The sequence below is a fragment of the Streptomyces sp. FIT100 genome (assembly GCF_024584805.1).
In the GTDB taxonomy this organism is placed as follows: Bacteria; Actinomycetota; Actinomycetes; order Streptomycetales; family Streptomycetaceae; genus Streptomyces.
In genome coordinates, this window is the sequence record NZ_CP075715.1 from 5,658,127 (window position 1) to 5,675,182 (window position 17,056).

The 17,056-nt window shown below is 70.8% G+C and carries 12 protein-coding genes; 10 read left to right on the top strand and 2 right to left on the bottom strand.

Annotated features, from left to right (window positions below; genetic code table 11):
• Nucleotides 1–91 precede the first annotated feature (91 nt).
• Nucleotides 92–1,090 carry an aldo/keto reductase gene (locus KK483_RS25525; protein ID WP_262007561.1) on the bottom strand — a complete coding sequence of 333 codons (999 nt, stop codon included), beginning with the start codon at nt 1,088–1,090 and terminating at the stop codon, nt 92–94.
• Between the two features lie 75 nt (nt 1,091–1,165).
• Here KK483_RS25525 and KK483_RS25530 point away from each other — a divergent pair, with 75 nt between their 5' ends.
• The 6 genes from KK483_RS25530 to serA all read left to right on the top strand — a co-directional run bounded on the left by KK483_RS25530 (nt 1,166) and on the right by serA (nt 11,138).
• Entirely contained in the window at nt 1,166–2,119 is a 954-nt protein-coding gene (locus KK483_RS25530; RefSeq protein ID WP_262007562.1) for a 2-hydroxyacid dehydrogenase, read from the top strand.
• Between the two features lie 344 nt (nt 2,120–2,463).
• Nucleotides 2,464–5,433, top strand: coding sequence for a putative bifunctional diguanylate cyclase/phosphodiesterase (locus KK483_RS25535; protein WP_399014878.1), 2,970 nt, complete (start codon nt 2,464–2,466; stop codon nt 5,431–5,433).
• Nucleotides 5,434–5,671: 238 nt separating this feature from the next.
• A complete protein-coding gene (locus KK483_RS25540; RefSeq protein ID WP_262007563.1) occupies nt 5,672–7,558 on the top strand; it encodes an acetolactate synthase large subunit in 1,887 nt (628 codons plus the stop codon).
• Between the two features lie 44 nt (nt 7,559–7,602).
• Entirely contained in the window at nt 7,603–8,127 is a 525-nt protein-coding gene (gene ilvN, locus KK483_RS25545) for an acetolactate synthase small subunit (RefSeq protein WP_262007564.1), read from the top strand.
• Nucleotides 8,128–8,232: 105 nt separating this feature from the next.
• Nucleotides 8,233–9,234: a ketol-acid reductoisomerase gene (gene ilvC, locus KK483_RS25550; RefSeq protein ID WP_262007565.1), complete on the top strand. Its 1,002-nt coding sequence runs from the start codon at nt 8,233–8,235 to the stop codon at nt 9,232–9,234.
• 302 nt (nt 9,235–9,536) lie between these two features.
• The gene (gene serA, locus KK483_RS25555) at nt 9,537–11,138 is read left to right on the top strand and encodes a phosphoglycerate dehydrogenase (RefSeq protein ID WP_262007566.1); all 1,602 of its coding nucleotides are present in this window, start codon (nt 9,537–9,539) and stop codon (nt 11,136–11,138) included.
• Between the two features lie 136 nt (nt 11,139–11,274).
• Here serA and KK483_RS25560 read toward each other — a convergent pair whose 3' ends face one another.
• Nucleotides 11,275–12,456, bottom strand: a complete 1,182-nt coding sequence (locus tag KK483_RS25560) for a CdaR family transcriptional regulator (protein ID WP_262007567.1) — start codon at nt 12,454–12,456, stop codon at nt 11,275–11,277.
• A gap of 201 nt (nt 12,457–12,657) precedes the next feature.
• Here KK483_RS25560 and KK483_RS25565 point away from each other — a divergent pair, with 201 nt between their 5' ends.
• The 4 genes from KK483_RS25565 (at nt 12,658) to KK483_RS25580 (ending at nt 16,873) form a co-directional block, all read left to right on the top strand.
• Entirely contained in the window at nt 12,658–13,584 is a 927-nt protein-coding gene (locus tag KK483_RS25565) for a proline dehydrogenase family protein (RefSeq protein WP_262007568.1), read from the top strand.
• Between the two features lie 66 nt (nt 13,585–13,650).
• Complete coding sequence (pruA, locus tag KK483_RS25570) at nt 13,651–15,282, top strand: L-glutamate gamma-semialdehyde dehydrogenase (protein WP_262007569.1); 1,632 nt, start codon at nt 13,651–13,653, stop codon at nt 15,280–15,282.
• A gap of 136 nt (nt 15,283–15,418) precedes the next feature.
• The gene (locus tag KK483_RS25575) at nt 15,419–15,658 is read left to right on the top strand and encodes a hypothetical protein (RefSeq protein WP_262007570.1); all 240 of its coding nucleotides are present in this window, start codon (nt 15,419–15,421) and stop codon (nt 15,656–15,658) included.
• A gap of 162 nt (nt 15,659–15,820) precedes the next feature.
• A complete protein-coding gene (locus tag KK483_RS25580; protein ID WP_262007571.1) occupies nt 15,821–16,873 on the top strand; it encodes a S1 family peptidase in 1,053 nt (350 codons plus the stop codon).
• The last annotated feature ends 183 nt before the right edge of the window (nt 16,874–17,056 follow it).

A 17,056-nucleotide genomic window follows, 5' to 3' on the forward strand; every position in this document is an offset into this window, starting at 1 on the left:
CGGGTGAGCGGGCCACGTGAGCCGGATGAGCCCCACGTCCACTGTTCATACACCGCAGCCCCGCCCGAGGTTCCCGATCCCCGCGGACCGCTCAGTCCCAGGATCCCCTGGCCGGCGGCAGTCCCGCGAGCTCGGCGAGGTCCCGCGCGGTCAGCGCGAGCCCCGCGGCCGCCGCGTTCTCCACGGCCCAGCACTCCCGCTTGGCACCCGGCACCGGCACCACGTGCCGGCCCTGCGCCAGCACCCACGCCAGCGCCACCTGCGCCGGAGTCGCATCCGGACCATGCCGCTCCGCGACCCGCCGCAACCCCGCCACCAGCGGCTGGTTCGACGCCATCATCTCCGCCGTGAAGCGCGGATGCCGCGCCCGCAGATCGTCCGGCTCGAAGCCCTCGCCCGGCGTCAGCGTGCCCGTCAGAAAGCCGTTGCCGAGCGGCATCGCCGCCAGGAAGCCCACTCCGCGCGCCTCGCACCACGGCAGCAGCCGCGAGAGCGCCTCCGGCGACCACACCGACAGCTCCGCCTCCACCGCGCTCACCGGGAACACCTGCTGCACCCGGGCGAGTTGGCGGATCGTTCCCTCGTACAGCCCCGCGCCCGGTCTCCGCGAGGCTCGCGCCCCCACCGCGCAGAGCCCCAGCGCCCGGACCTTGCCCGCGGACACGAGCTCGGCCATCGCGCCCCAGGTCTCCTCCACCGGCACCTCCGGGTCCGCGCGGTGCAGCTGGTAGAGGTCGATCACATCGGTCCCGAGCCGCCGCAGCGACGCGTCGCAGGCCCGCCGCACGTATCCCGGCCGCCCGTTGGCGACGATGTGCTGATCGCCGACGAGCAGCCCGACCTTGGTCGAGACGAAGGCGTCGGCCCGCCGCTCCTTCAGTACGCGTCCGAGAAGCAGCTCGTTGGTGAACGGGCCGTACATGTCGGCCGTGTCGAGCAGACTCACACCGGCGTCGAGCGCCGCGTGCACCGTGCGCAGCGAGCGGTCACCACGCTGCTGCGAACTGGTGTACGCCCAGCTCATCGGCATACAGCCGAGGCCGATCGCGCCCACCCCGAGCGCCGCCGCACCGATTGTCCTGCGCTCCACCTGCCCGTACCCCTCCCTGTGCCGTCCCCAAAACTAACCTCTGCCTTCTGCCGCACTTCGCATAGCCTCCTGACCATGACTGCTGCAGACGTATGGCTCCCCATCCCGGCCGACGAGATCGACGGGCTCCCCGAGCCCGCCGCGTCGGGGCTCAACTACCGCTTCTGGGACGGCGGCGACGACCTTCCGGCCGACCCCGCCGACTGCGCCTTCTACGTCGTGCCGTACATGAAGGGCACGGAGATCGCGGTACGCCCGCTGGCCGCCATGGCGTCGGTGCAGGTCGTCCAGACGCTCTCGGCCGGGATCGACCACGTGCAGCCCGGCCTCGGCTCGCTGCACCCCGGCGTACGCCTGTGCAACGCCCGGGGAGTCCACGAAGCCAGCACCGCCGAGCTCACCCTTGCCCTGATCCTCGCCTCGCTGCGCGGCATTCCCCGCTTCGTCGAGGGCCAGCGGCAGGAGGAGTGGCGCGCCGGCTTCTATCCGGCGCTCGCCGACAAGTCGGTCCTCATCGTCGGCTACGGCTCGATCGGCGCCGCGATCGAGGACCGGCTCACGCCCTTCGAGTGCGCGCGGGTGGCGCGCGTCGCGCGCTCGGCCCGCACCACGGAGCGCGGTGAGGTGCATCAGCTCTCCCAACTCCCGGATCTGCTCCCCGAGGCGGACGTGGTCATCCTCTCCACCCCGCTCACCCCCGCCACCCACCATCTGGCCAACGCCGGCTTCCTGGCGCGGATGAAGGACGGGGCGCTGCTGGTGAACGTCGCCCGCGGACCGGTCGTCGACACGAAGGCGCTGCTCGCGGAGGTGGAGAGCGGCCGCATCACCGCCGCGCTCGATGTCACCGACCCCGAGCCGCTGCCCGCCGGGCACCCCCTGTGGCACGCTCCCGGCGTGCTGATCAGCCCTCATGTCGGGGGCTCCACCTCGGCGTTCCTGCCCCGTGCCAAGCGGCTGCTCGCCGGGCAGCTCACCAGGTTCGCGGCGGGGGAGGCGTTGCGCAACGTGGTCCACACGACGGAGTAATCGCCTCTTCGCGGTGGACGTCCGCCCCTTGTGCGCGGACACTCAGTGGAGTCGTCCGGATGCACGGCGTGCCTGCAATGCGCCCGTTGGTCACGGAGCGTAGAGAACCCCTGTCCCTGAGTGACGGGACTGGTGTATCGTCCCGAGTTGGGGGCTGCGTCGTACACGGGACGGCGCTGCGGCGCGACGAGACTTCGAGGGGGGCGACGGGCGATGCACGGCCAATGGACCAACGATCCGACGCGGCAGAGGTGCCGCCGACCAGTCCCGCGTGCTCCGAGGCGTGCCCTGAAGCGCCGTCTCCCGAGGAGGAGCCGGCTGAAAGCGCTGTCAGGGGAGGCGCGGTGAGCACCTCGGGCGTCCTCCTCACCCGGCCGCCGGTCTCCGAGAGCGGGACGGGCAGGCTTCCCCAGGTGCTGCTCGGTCTCGCCAGCGGAGGCTATGCGCTCGGTGCCGCCTTCGGCTGGGGCTCCGAGCAACTCGCACTGATCATGGGCGACTTCGGGCTCAGCTTCGCCGCCCTGCTCGCCTCGGTCTCCTGCTTCCTCTTCGCCCGCAGACGCGGCAGCCGTTTTCGGCCCGCCTGGGTCCTGTTCGCCATCTCCTCCGCCATGGCCGCGTGCGGAAACGCGGTCTGGGGCTGGTACGAGGTGGTGCTCGGCCGTGAGGTGCCGAGCCCGTCCCTCGCCGATCTCTTCTTCCTCTGCTTCGCGCCACCCGCCATCATCGGGCTGCTCGTCCTCGCCAAGCGCCCGGTCACCCGGGCCGGCTGGGTCTGCCTCGCCCTCGACTCCTGGCTGATCGGCGGCTCCCTGCTGACGCTCTCCTGGAGCCTCGCGCTGGCCCACACGGCGCACTCCCAGGGGGAGAGCGTGGCCGAGGCGGCGCTGTCGCTCGCCTATCCGCTGCTGGACATCGTCCTCGTCAGCATGGTCCTCGCCCTGCACTTCCGGCGGTCGAACGCCAACCGGCCGGCGATCAACACCGCGATCGCCGCACTCGCCCTGACCGTCCTGTGCGACGCCCTGTTCACCTCACCACTGCTCCGCGAGAGCTACCGCTCGGGGCAGCTGCTCGACGCGGGCTGGTTCGCCGGCTCGCTCCTCCTCGCCTACGCGCCCTGGGGCGTGCGCCGGCAGGAGCCGGTCCCCGCGCTTCCGCGCGGCCCCCGCCCTGCCCCCGCCCATCCGGCGTTCAGCCGCCCCATCACCGGCTCGATCGCGGCCCTGACGCCGTATCTGGCAGCAGCCGTCTGCACGCTCGGGATCCTCTACAACGTCATCGAGGGCCGCCGCGTCGACAAGGTGGTCGTCTTCACCGGCTGCACGGTCGTCCTGGCCCTGGTCGTGCGGCAGGGCATCATGCTGCTGGACAACATCGCCCTCACCCATGAACTGGCCCAGAAGGAGAACCACTTCCGCTCCCTGGTGCAGGGCTCCAGCGACGTCATCATGATCGCCGCCCCCACGGGCATACTCCGCTACGTCAGCCCGGCCGCCGCCGGTGTGTACGGGCGGGACGCGGAGGAGCTCGTCGGTGCCGAGCTGGCGTCCCTCATCCACCCCGAGGACCTCGGCCGGGTCGTCCACGAAGTGCGCCGGTTTCTCGCCGCGCCTCCTGCGGAGGAGCCCACGACCCGCATCGAGTGCCGCTTCAGGTCCGGCACCGGCCAGTGGCTCAACGTCGAGTCGACGGTCAACCGCCACCAGGGCGGGCTGATCTTCAACAGCCGGGACGTCACCGAACGGGTGCGTCTGCAGGCCCAGTTGCAGCACAACGCCGAGCACGACCCGCTCACCGACCTGCCCAACCGGGCGCTGTTCACCGAGCGGGTCCGCCAGGCCCTCGGCGGCCGCCGAGCGGGCGACGCCGGGACGGCGGTGCTCTTCATCGACCTGGACGGCTTCAAGGGGGTGAACGACCGCCTCGGCCACCAGGCCGGCGACGAACTGCTGATCCAGGCCGCCCGCCGCCTCCAGGAGTCCGTGCGGGCCGGTGATACGGCGGCCCGGCTCGGCGGCGACGAGTTCGCCGCCCTCATCATCGGCGACGGCGCCCGGGACCAGTCCGGGCGCGAGTGCCGGGTGCACGACATCGCCGACCGGCTGCGCCTCATGCTCTCCCAGCCGTACCGGGTGGAGGGCAGCGAGGTGCGGGTCGCGGCCTCCATCGGTGTCGCCTTCGCCGAGCCGGGCATCAGCGCCGGCGAGCTGCTGCGCAACGCGGACCTGGCCATGTACCGGGCCAAGGCGGGCGGCAAGGACCGCGTCGAGCTGTACGCGCCCCAGATGCAGGCCGAGGTCGTCCGGCGCACCGAACTGGCCACACGGCTGCGCGCGGCCCTCCACGACGGCGAGTTCGCCCTGCTCCACCAGCCGGTCGTCGATCTCGCCACGGGCCGGATCACCCTTGTCGCGGCCCAGGCCCGGTGGCGCTCCGCGCAGGGCATCCTCTTCACGCCCGCCGAGTTCTTCCGGGTCGCCGACGACAGCGAGCGCACCGCCGAGCTCGGCCGCTGGCTCCTGGAGGAAGCCGTCGAGCAGGCAGCCGAGCGCAGCCGTCTCGGCCACCAGGCCCCGGTCTCGGTCCGGCTCTCCGCACGGCGGCTGCTGGACCGCTCCCTGCCGCTGGGCTCCATCGAGGCGCTGCTCACGCGCCACGGCCTGCCCTCCGGCGCGCTCATGCTGGAGCTCGCCGACAGCGACCCCCGGATCTCCTTCGACGAGCTGGAGCAGCGACTCGTCGCGCTGCGCAGACTCGGCGTACGGATCGCCCTGGACGGCTTCGGCAGCGGCTATGCCGCGATCAACGCGCTGCGGCGGCTCCCCGTCGACGTGCTGAAGCTCGACCGGGGACTGGTCGAGGGGGTCGTGGAGTCGGCCAGGCTGCACAAGATCACCAGTGGACTGCTCCGCATCGCCTGCGATCTCGGCATGCAGTCCGTGGCGGACGGTGTGGACGTCCCGGAGCAGGTGCTCGCTCTGCGGGCCATGGGGTGCAGCCACGGCCAGGGAATGGCCTTCTCGGGGCCGCTGGACGAGTACCGGCTGCGCCGTGCCCTGGCCCACGGGGAGTATCCGGTGCCGGGGACCGCCTCCCAGGGCGCCCTGCCCGTCGTGACCGCGGGCTCCCTCCCGGTCCGCTGTTCCCCGTCGGCGGGCCATGCGTCAGCCGGGCATGCCTCAGCCGGCCATGCGTCGGCCGGTCACACGGCGGGCGCTCATACGGCGGGCGGCCATGCGCCAGCCGGCCACGAAGTCCTCGGACTCACCCCAATGCGTTCAAATAATGAGACGCCTGTCCCACCCACTTGACAGTGCCAGTGCGCCGGGGGGAGGGTCAGTGCCATGCGCACCCGAATTCTCGTACTTGGAAAGCGCGTCGGCTGAAGCAAGCCCTGCACGGGCTCTGCAACCGCACCGGCGCGCTCCCCTCGCTTGCCTACCGGCACGAGGGGTTTTTTGTTGCACTGGAACTACCTAAACCACCGCATAACCCCTGCACCACTCCCCGCTTCGAGACCCGCACAAAACCCTCAGCTTCGAGAAGAGAATGCCGATGACCGAGCAGGCCACCGGGGCCCACCATCCGCAGCCGCGGGCCCGCACCGGCGGACAGCCCTCCGCCACCCCTGAGCACGTCACGGGCGCGCAGTCCCTCATCCGCTCTCTCGAGGAAGTCGGGGCCGACACGGTGTTCGGCATCCCCGGCGGCGCCATCCTCCCCGCGTACGACCCGCTGATGGACTCCACCCGGGTCCGTCACATCCTGGTCCGGCACGAGCAGGGTGCCGGTCACGCCGCCACGGGCTACGCCCAGGCCACCGGCAAGGTGGGCGTGTGCATGGCGACCTCCGGCCCCGGCGCCACCAACCTGGTCACCCCGATCGCCGACGCCCACATGGACTCCGTCCCGCTGGTCGCGATCACCGGCCAGGTCGCCAGCAAGGCCATCGGCACCGACGCCTTCCAGGAGGCGGACATCTGCGGCATCACGATGCCGATCACCAAGCACAACTTCCTGGTCACCAAGGCCGAGGACATCCCGCGCACGATCGCCGAGGCGTTCCACATCGCCTCCACCGGCCGCCCGGGACCGGTCCTCGTCGACATCGCCAAGGACGCCCTCCAGGCGCAGACCGTCTTCAGCTGGCCGCCGGGGACCGACCTCCCCGGCTACCGGCCGGTCACCAAGCCGCACTCCAAGCAGATCCGCGAGGCCGCGAAGCTGATCACGCAGGCCAAGCGCCCCGTGCTGTACGTCGGCGGCGGTGTCCTCAAGGCCCGCGCCACCGCCGAGCTGAAGGTCCTCGCGGAGCTCACCAACGCCCCCGTCACCACCACCCTGATGGCGCTGGGCGCGTTCCCCGACAGCCACCCGCTGCACGTGGGAATGCCGGGCATGCACGGTGCGGTCACCGCCGTCACCGCGCTGCAGAAGGCCGACCTGATCGTCGCCCTCGGCGCCCGCTTCGACGACCGTGTCACCGGCAAGCTGGACAGCTTCGCCCCGTACGCCAAGATCGTCCACGCCGACATCGACCCGGCCGAGATCGGCAAGAACCGCGCCGCGGACGTCCCGATCGTCGGTGACGCCCGCGAGGTCATCGCCGATCTGGTCCAGGCCGTCCAGGCCGAGCACAACGAGGGCAACACCGGCGACTACACCGCCTGGTGGCAGGATCTGAACCGCTGGCGCGAGACCTACCCGCTCGGCTACGACCTGCCGGAGGACGGCAGCCTCTCGCCGCAGCAGGTCATCCAGCGCATCGGCCAGCTCGCTCCCGAGGGCACCGTCTACGCGGCCGGCGTCGGCCAGCACCAGATGTGGGCCGCCCACTTCATCGACTACGAGAAGCCGGCCACCTGGCTGAACTCCGGCGGCGCCGGGACCATGGGCTACGCCGTCCCGGCCGCGATGGGCGCCAAGGCCGGCATGCCGGACCGTACGGTCTGGGCGATCGACGGTGACGGCTGCTTCCAGATGACCAACCAGGAACTGGTCACCTGCGCGCTCAACGACATCCCGATCAAGGTCGCGATCATCAACAACGGCGCGCTCGGCATGGTCCGCCAGTGGCAGACGCTCTTCTACAACGAGCGCTACTCCAGCACCGTCCTGCACGCCGACGAGACCGGCCACCACACGACCGGCTCCCAGGTCGGCGCGAGCCAGGCGCCCCGCAAGGGCACCCGCGTCCCGGACTTCGTGAAGCTGTCCGAGGCCATGGGCTGTGTCGCCCTGCGCTGCGAGGACCCGGCCGATCTGGACAAGGTCATCGCCGAGGCCAACGCGATCAACGACCGCCCGGTCGTGGTCGACTTCATCGTCCACGAGGACGCCATGGTGTGGCCGATGGTCGCCGCCGGCACCTCCAACGACGAGGTCCTGGCCGCCCGCGGGGTCCGCCCCGACTTCGGCGACAACGAAGACGACTGAACCGGCAGCGAGAGTCAGAGAGAGTAGAGAGAGACACCACGACCATGTCCAAGCACACGCTCTCCGTCCTGGTGGAGAACACCCCGGGCATCCTCGCCAGGATCGCCGCCCTGTTCTCCCGTCGCGGCTTCAACATCGACTCGCTCGCCGTCGGCATCACCGAGCACCCCGACATCTCCCGCATCACCATCGTGGTCAACGTCGAGGACCTGCCGCTGGAGCAGGTGACCAAGCAGCTCAACAAGCTGGTCAACGTCCTGAAGATCGTCGAACTCGAGCCCGGCGCCGCGATCCAGCGCGAGCTCGTCCTGGTGAAGGTCCGCGCAGACAACGAGACGCGCTCCCAGATCGTCGAGATCGTCCAGCTCTTCCGCGCCAAGACCGTGGACGTCTCGCCCGAGGCCGTCACCATCGAGGCCACCGGTTCGAGTGACAAGCTGGACGCCATGCTGAAGATGCTGGAGCAGTTCGGCGTCAAGGAGCTCGTCCAGTCCGGCACGATCGCCATAGGGCGCGGCGCGCGGTCCATCACGGACCGCAGCCTGCGAGCCCTCGACCGCAGCGCGTAACCCGCCCGCCGCGGCGCCGCGCCCGCATACCGAGACTCACGAACCCCTACATCCCTCCCCGCCGTACGGTGGGACGCAACACCAGAACACCCAAGGAGAAACCCAGTGGCCGAGCTGTTCTACGACGACGACGCCGACCTGTCCATCATCCAGGGCCGCAAGGTCGCGGTGATCGGCTACGGCAGCCAGGGCCACGCCCACGCGCTGTCGCTCCGTGACTCCGGTGTGGACGTCCGCGTCGGTCTGCACGAGGGGTCCAAGTCCAAGGCCAAGGCCGAGGAGCAGGGCCTGCGCGTGGTGACGCCGTCGGAGGCATCCGCCGAGGCCGACGTCATCATGATCCTGGTGCCGGACCCGATCCAGGCCCAGGTGTACGAGGAGTCCGTCAAGGACAACCTGAAGGACGGCGACGCCCTCTTCTTCGGCCACGGCCTGAACATCCGCTTCGGCTTCATCAAGCCGCCGGCCGGTGTCGACGTCGCCATGGTCGCCCCCAAGGGCCCGGGCCACCTGGTCCGCCGCCAGTACGAGGAGGGCCGCGGTGTTCCCTGCATCGCCGCCGTCGAGCAGGACGCCTCCGGCAACGCCTTCGCGCTGGCGCTCTCGTACGCCAAGGGCATCGGCGGCACGCGCGCCGGCGTCATCAAGACCACGTTCACCGAGGAGACCGAGACCGACCTGTTCGGTGAGCAGGCCGTCCTCTGCGGTGGCACCGCCGCGCTGGTGAAGGCGGGCTTCGAGACGCTGGTCGAGGCGGGCTACCAGCCGGAGATCGCGTACTTCGAGTGCCTCCACGAGCTGAAGCTGATCGTGGACCTCATGTACGAGGGCGGCCTGGAGAAGATGCGCTGGTCGGTCTCCGAGACCGCCGAGTGGGGCGACTACGTCACCGGCCCCCGCATCATCACGGACCAGACCAAGGCCGAGATGAAGAAGGTCCTCGCCGAGATCCAGGACGGCACGTTCGCCAAGAACTGGATGGACGAGTACCACGGCGGTCTGAAGAAGTACAACGAGTACAAGCAGCAGGACGAGGACCACCTGCTGGAGACCACCGGCAAGGAGCTGCGCAAGCTCATGAGCTGGGTCGACAACGAGGAGGCGTAGACCTCGGCGCGGCGGGTCCCTCCGGGGCCCGCCGCGCGTCGTCGTACGGCCTGTCGTACGGCCCGCCGTACGGCCGTTGGACGGACCCTGAACCGTCCTTGGACGGTGGTTGGACAACTGGTCCAACCACGGACGGGTGATCCTTCCGCCAAGGCGGAAAACCAGCCCTCCCACACCACTACAGTGGTCAACACATACGCGTCAGGTCAGGCCCACAGCGTCGTGCGTCTTCCACGCGGCTAGCCCCTCCACCGCATGCGGCCGTCGGGACGGCCGTCCGCATTGGACCAGTGAGGACTCACGTGAGCACTGCGACCCGTAAACCCGTTGTACTCATTGCCGAAGAGCTGTCGCCCGCGACGGTGGACGCGCTCGGTCCGGACTTCGAGATCCGGCACTGCGACGGCGCGGACCGCGCCCAGCTGATCCCCGCCATCGCGGACGTGGACGCGATCCTCGTCCGCTCCGCCACCAAGGTGGACGCCGAGGCGGTGGCGGCCGCGAGCCGGCTGAAGGTCGTCGCCCGCGCGGGTGTCGGTCTGGACAACGTGGACGTCGCCGCCGCCACCAAGGCGGGCGTGATGGTCGTCAACGCCCCGACGTCCAACATCGTGACCGCGGCCGAGCTCGCGTGCGGCCTCCTGGTCGCCACCGCGCGGAACATCCCGCAGGCCAACGCCGCGCTGAAGGTCGGCGAGTGGAAGCGCTCGAAGTACACGGGCGTGGAGCTCAGCGAGAAGACCCTCGGCGTCGTCGGCCTCGGTCGGATCGGCGTCCTGGTCGCCCAGCGCATGTCCGCGTTCGGCATGAAGATCGTCGCCTACGACCCGTACGTACAGCCCGCGCGCGCCGCGCAGATGGGCGTCAAGCTGCTCACGCTGGACGAGCTCCTCGCGGTCTCGGACTTCATCACCGTCCACCTCCCCAAGACCCCCGAGACGCTCGGCCTGATCGGCGACGAGGCGCTGCACAAGGTCAAGCCGTCCGTCCGCATCGTCAACGCGGCGCGTGGCGGCATCGTCGACGAGGAGGCGCTGGCCTCCGCCCTCAAGGAGGGCCGGGTCGCGGGCGCGGGCCTCGACGTGTACGCCAAGGAGCCGTGCACCGACTCCCCGCTCTTCCAGTTCGACCAGGTCGTCTGCACCCCGCACCTCGGCGCGTCCACGGACGAGGCGCAGGAGAAGGCCGGTATCGCGGTCGCCAAGTCGGTGCGCCTCGCGCTCGCCGGTGAGCTGGTGCCGGACGCGGTCAACGTCCAGGGCGGGGTCATCGCCGAGGACGTCCGCCCGGGCCTGCCGCTCGCCGAGAAGCTGGGCCGGATCTTCACCGCGCTGGCGGGCGAGGTCGCGGTCCGGCTCGATGTCGAGGTCTACGGCGAGATCACCCAGCACGATGTGAAGGTGCTCGAACTCTCCGCGCTGAAGGGCGTGTTCGAGGACGTGGTCGACGAGACCGTGTCGTACGTCAACGCGCCGCTGTTCGCGCAGGAGCGGGGCGTCGAGGTCCGCCTCACCACCAGCTCCGAGTCCCCGGACCACCGCAATGTGGTGACCGTGCGCGGCACCCTCGCGAACGGCGAGGAGGTCGCCGTCTCCGGCACGCTGGCCGGTCCCAAGCACCTCCAGAAGATCGTCGCCGTCGGTGACTACGACGTGGACCTGGCGCTCGCCGACCACATGGTCGTGCTGCGCTACGAGGACCGTCCGGGCGTCGTCGGCACGGTCGGCCGGATCCTCGGCGAGGCCGGGCTCAACATCGCCGGCATGCAGGTCTCGCGCCAGGAGGAGGGCGGCGAGGCGGTGGTCGTGCTCACCGTCGACGACACCGTTCCGCAGTCCGTGCTGAGCGAGATCGCCGAGGAGATCGGCGCGACGTCGGCCCGCACGGTGAACCTGACCGACTGATTCCGGGCGGCGCCCGCCCGTTCGGCGCGCCCCCGCTCCTGGACACCGTCGCGTACGGGTGTCCAGGGGCGGGGGCGCCGCGCTGTCCGGGCGCCTGATCCGTGATCCATCGGACACCCCTGGAGCCGGACACCCCCTAGAGCCGGGCGGCCTTGAGGGCCATGTGCAGCAGCAGCCGGTCCTCGCCTTTGTCCAGATCGAGTCCGGTCAGCTGTTCGACGCGCGAGAGCCGGTAGTAGAGCGTCTGGCGGTGGATGCCGAGGGCCGACGCCGCACGGCCGGCCTGGCCGGCGCAGTCGAGGAACACCTCGGCCGTGCGGGCGAGTTCGGAGTGCGCCGGGGTCAGCAGGGGCCCGGCCGCAGGGTCGGGGGACGGGGCCGGCGGCAGCGCGGTGAGCAGGCGGTACGGGCCGATGGAGGACCAGTCGGCGACCGGGCCGAGCCGCGGCTGGGCGAGGACGGCGCGGGCGGCGGAGGCGGCCTCGCGCCAGGAGGTGCTGAGCAGGCCCAGGCCGCGGCGGGGGAGGGCGATCCCCGCGACGGAAACCTGGCCGGAGGCGGCGCCCAAGCGGGTCGCGGCGGCGACGGCGGGCGTGAGGGCGTCGGCGGCCCGCAGCCGGACCAGTACGCCAAGGGCCTGGCCCGCTGCGGCGGGGGAGCCGTCCACGGGGGCGGCCCTGCCCGCCGGGCCCGGCCAGGGCATGGTGCACAGCGCCGATGCCCCCGGCACCGTACGTGCCGAGGGTGCGTCGCCCGACGGCCACGGTGCCAGGCAGACCACGGCGTGGAGGCCCTCGCCGGCCGGTCCCAGCGCCGAGCGGAGGGCGGTGACCGCCATGTCGTACCGGGGGCCCCGCTCGGCCGTGAGCACCGTGCGGAACTCCCGCGAGAGATCGGACCCCGCCCGTTCCTCGTCCGCGAGCAGTCCGCCGATCCGCTCGGTCACCTCCATGGCGGCGGCCAGTTGGGCGTGGGTGGGGCCGGGGTCGGCATCGAGGAGCCAGACGTAGCCGAGGGCGATCCCGCGGTGGCGGACCGGCAGACAGATCCGGTCGCGGAAGACCCCGGCCTCCGGGGCCGCCGGGATCCTTACGGGGCCCGTCGCGCGGGCGATACCGAAGCCCTCGAACCAGGCGCGCACCGCCGGGGTGGACTTCCTGGTCAGGATCGAGCGCGTACGGACCGGGTCCATCGCCGTGTCGTCGTCGCTGTCGTGCGCACCGAAGGCGATCAGTCCGAAGTCCCGGTTCTCCAGGGTCGCGGGGGCGTCCAGCAGCCCGGAGATCTCGTCCACCAGTTCCTGGTAATCGCCCTTCACCCGGACATTCTCGCACCGTTCCGGCGCCCTTTCAGACATATGTCTGAAGAGCTGGGCCCGGATGCGTGACAGCTGTCGATGGCCCAGCATCGGAGCGATATTTAGGTTTCACGGTGGTTCTCCGTGCCGTACCTGACCCGTTGCGCTGTGTTCCGCTTCGACCCGGTCCGGCCCCGTCTGTCCTTCCGTAGGAGGTGCCCCGTGCTGGGTCCCGTGATCCTCGCCGCGTCGCGCAGCGACAAGATGCGTCGTCTTGTTTCCGCGGCCCCGGTGACCAAGCCGGTCGTCAACCGGTTCATCCCCGGTGAGACGGTCGACCAGGTCGTCCCGATCGTCACGGACCTCACCGGCAGCGGGCTCGAGGTCACCCTGGACGTCGTCGGCGAGGACATCACCACCCCGGAGCAGGCCACCGCGGCGCGCGACGCCTACCTGGAGCTGATCGAGCGGCTGAAGCCGCTCGGCCTCGGCACGAAGGCCGAGATGTCGGTCAAGCTCTCGATGTTCGGCCAGGCGCTGGAGAACGGCCACGAGCTGGCGCTCGCGAACGTCCGCCCGGTCGTCGAGGCCGCCGCCGCCATCGGCACCACCGTCACGCTCGACGCCGAGGACCACACCACCCTCGACTCGATGTTCGCCATCCACGAGGAGCTGCGGAAGGACTTCCCGGGGACCGGCTGCGTCATCCAGGCGTACCTCTTCCGCACCGAGGAGGACGCCCGCCGCCTCGCCGCGAACGGCAGCCGTGTGCGCATCGTGAAGGGCGCCTACAAGGAGCCCGCCTCCGTCGCCCTCCAGGACAAGGCCGAGATCGACAAGGCGTACGTCCGCATCCTCAGGATCCTGATGGAGGGCGAGGGCTACCCGATGATCGGGTCCCACGACCCGCGGCTCATCGCCATCACCCAGGAGCTCGCGCGCCGCGCCGGGCGCAAGATGGATGAGTACGAGTTCCAGATGCTGTACGGCATCCGCGGCGACGAGCACCTCCGCCTGGCCGCCGAGGGCCACCGGATGCGCGTCTACACGGCGTACGGCACGGACTGGTACGGCTACTTCATGCGCCGCCTCGCCGAGAAGCCGGCGAACCTGCTGTTCTTCGTACGCTCGATGATCACCAAGAACTGATACCAGGGCCCAGAACCGGACACCCCCGAGCCCTCCCCACCCCCTCGCAAAGGAGCCACGGAACTCATGGACGCTGTGACCCAGGTCCCCGCCCCGGTCAACGAGCCGGTGCACGGCTACGCCCCCGGTTCGCCCGAGCGCGCCCGGCTGGAGGCCAAGCTCAAGGAGCTGGCCGAGAACCCCATCGACCTGCCGATGACCATCGGCGGCCAGAAGCGGATGGGCGGCGGCGAGGAGTTCAAGGTCGTCCAGCCGCACAACCACCGGGCCGTCATCGGCACCTTCCGCGGTGCCACCCAGCAGGACGCGCAGGACGCGATCGACGCCGCGCTCGCCGCCGCCCCGGCGTGGCGCGCGATGTCCTTCGACGACCGTGCCGCGATCATCCTGCGCGCCGCCGAGCTGCTGGCCGGCCCCTGGCGCGAGACGCTGGCCGCCTCCACCATGCTCGGCCAGTCGAAGACCGCGCAGCAGGCCGAGATCGACACCCCGTGCGAGCTCGTCGACTTCTGGCGCTTCAACGTCAAGTACGCCCGCGACCTGCTCGCCGAGCAGCCGCCGGCCAACTCCCCGGGTGTCTGGAATCGTCTGGACCACCGCCCGCTGGAGGGCTTCGTCTACGCGATCACGCCGTTCAACTTCACGGCCATCGCGGGCAACCTGCCCACCGCCCCCGCCCTCATGGGCAACGTCGTCATCTGGAAGCCGTCCCCGACGCAGACCCACGCCGCCGTGCTGCTGATGCAGCTCCTGGAGGAGGCGGGCCTGCCCAAGGGCGTCATCAACCTGGTGACGGGCGACGGCATCGCCGTCTCCGAGGTGGCCCTCAACCACCCGATGCTGGCCGGTATCCACTTCACCGGCTCGACCAGGACCTTCCAGCACCTGTGGAAGACGGTCGGCAGCAACATCGAGAAGTACCGCTCCTACCCGCGCATCGTCGGCGAGACGGGCGGCAAGGACTTCGTCGTCGCCCACCCGAGCGCCGACCGTGCCGTCCTGAAGACCGCGCTGACGCGTGGCTCCTTCGAGTTCCAGGGCCAGAAGTGCTCCGCGTCCTCGCGCGCCTACGTCCCGGCCTCCATCTGGAACTCCGGCTTCAAGGAGGAGTTCGCGGCCGAGGTCGACGGCATCACGATGGGTGACGTCACCGACCTGTCGAACTTCATCGGCGCCGTCATCGACGAGCGTGCCTTCGCCAAGAACAAGGCCGCGATCGACCGCGCCAAGCAGGACCCGAGCTGCACGATCGTCGCGGGCGGCACCTACGACGACTCGGTCGGCTACTTCGTCCGCCCGACGGTCATCGCGTGCACCGACGCGGAGAACGAGGTCTTCACGACCGAGTACTTCGGCCCGATCCTCGCCGTGCACGTCTACGAGGACGACAAGTACGACGAGATGCTGGAGCAGATGGAGTCGGTGTCGGCGTACGCGCTGACCGGCTCGATCATCGCCGGCGACCGTGCCGCCGCGGCCGACGCGATGGAGAAGCTGCGCTACGCCGCGGGCAACTTCTACATCAACGACAAGTCGACCGGCGCCGTCGTCGGCCAGCAGCCCTTCGGCGGCGGCCGCGCCTCCGGTACGAACGACAAGGCGGGCGCCCCGCAGAACCTGATGCGCTGGACGCTGACCCGCGCGATCAAGGAGACGCTGGTCCCGCCGACCGAGTACGGCTACCCGCACATGGGCTGACGCCCCCCGGCGGGCCCCCGTGGGCCCGCCCCGTGAACACCGCCCCCCGCCGGTCCCCCACAGTCCGGCCGGGGGCGGCTCACGTCCTGCGGGCCTACGCTGCTGGGGAAGGGGGGCTCGCGCCGAGGAGGACGACATGCCTGGTTCCACGACTCTCGGCCCCGGACACGGGGTCGACGCGATCGAGCACCCCGATGCACAGCGGCTCACGTCCGTGATGAAGGAGCTGCACCGGCTGCTGGACACGGAGGGGCCCGAGCGGATCACGGATCCGCAGGCCGCCGCCCTGTGCGGGAGCGAGGCGCACGACCGGGCGGAGTTCACCGCATGGGTGGGGCATGTGGCCGAGCGGCTCGAGAAGGCCACCTCGTCGTAGCGGTCCGCCCCGCGCGCATGGCGGCGCCCCCGGCCCAAGTGGCCGGGGGCGCCGCCGTATTTTCGGCCTGGATTGGTCCAGACCCTTGCGTCTATGAAATGGCCATGCCAAATTCCTTCGTCGGTACGTCCCCACACGTAACCGTCGAAGGAGACCCCTCCCATGAGACGCACCACCCGTGCGCGCATAGGTCTTTCCGCCCTGCTCGTCGCCGGTTCGCTCGGGCTGGGTGCCGCCCCCGCCGGCGCCGCGCCCGAGCCGACTCCCGCCCCGCTCCCGCTCAACGCGCTGAACACCCAGGTCGAACGGCAGCTGGGCACCGACAGCGCCGGCACCTACCTCGACCGGGCGACCGGGAAGCTCGTCGTCACCGTCACCACGGACGCCGCCGCCGAGCGCGTCCGCGCGGCAGGTGCGACGCCCGAGCGGGTGCGGCGCAGCGCCGCCTTGCTGGAGGCCGCCATGGCGGCCCTGGAGTCCCGCGCCAAGATCACCGGCACCTCCTGGGGCATCGACCCCCGCACCAACCAGATCGCCGTGGAGGCCGACGAGTCGGTCTCGGCCCGCGACCTGGCCCGGCTGCACCGGGTCGCCGACTCGCTCGACGGCGCCGTGCGCATCGCCCGCGTACCCGGCACCTTCCACCGCGAGGTGGCGGGCGGCGACGCCATCTACGGCGGCGGCTACCGCTGTTCGGCCGCCTTCAACGTCTCCGCCGGCTCGAACCGCTACTTCGTCACCGCCGGCCACTGCACCAACCTGAGCGCCAACTGGGCGGCCGCGTCCGGAGGTTCGGTGATCGGTGTCCGTGAGGGCACCAGCTTCCCGACCAACGACTACGGCATCGTCCGCTACACCGACGGCTCGGCCCCGTCCGGCCATGTGAACCTCTACAACGGCAGCTACCAGGACATCACGTCCGCGGCCGACGCCGTCGTGGGCCAGTCGATCCAGAAGAGCGGCTCGACCACCAAGGTGACCAGCGGCACGGTCACCGCCGTCAACGTGACGGTCAACTACAGCGACGGACCCGTCTACAACATGGTCCGTACGACCGCCTGCTCCGCCGGCGGCGACAGCGGCGGGGCCCACTTCGCCGGCTCGGTCGCCCTCGGCATCCACTCGGGCAGCTCCGGCTGCACCGGGACCAACGGCTCCGCCATCCACCAGCCGGTGCGGGAGGCGCTGGCCGCGTACGGCGTCAACGTGTACTGATGCGGTCGGGGGTGCGGCCGGATGGAGGGCGCACCCCCGACCTGCACTTTTCCAAGATCGCGTCTCAGATAGTAGGAAGTCCGACTAACTGTGGAGACAGAGCGGCCGGACTCCCGTAGTTTTGTAGGAGCCGAACGTCTCGCTCGATCAAGCGAATGGCGGTCGTGAGTCGGTGCCCCGTGC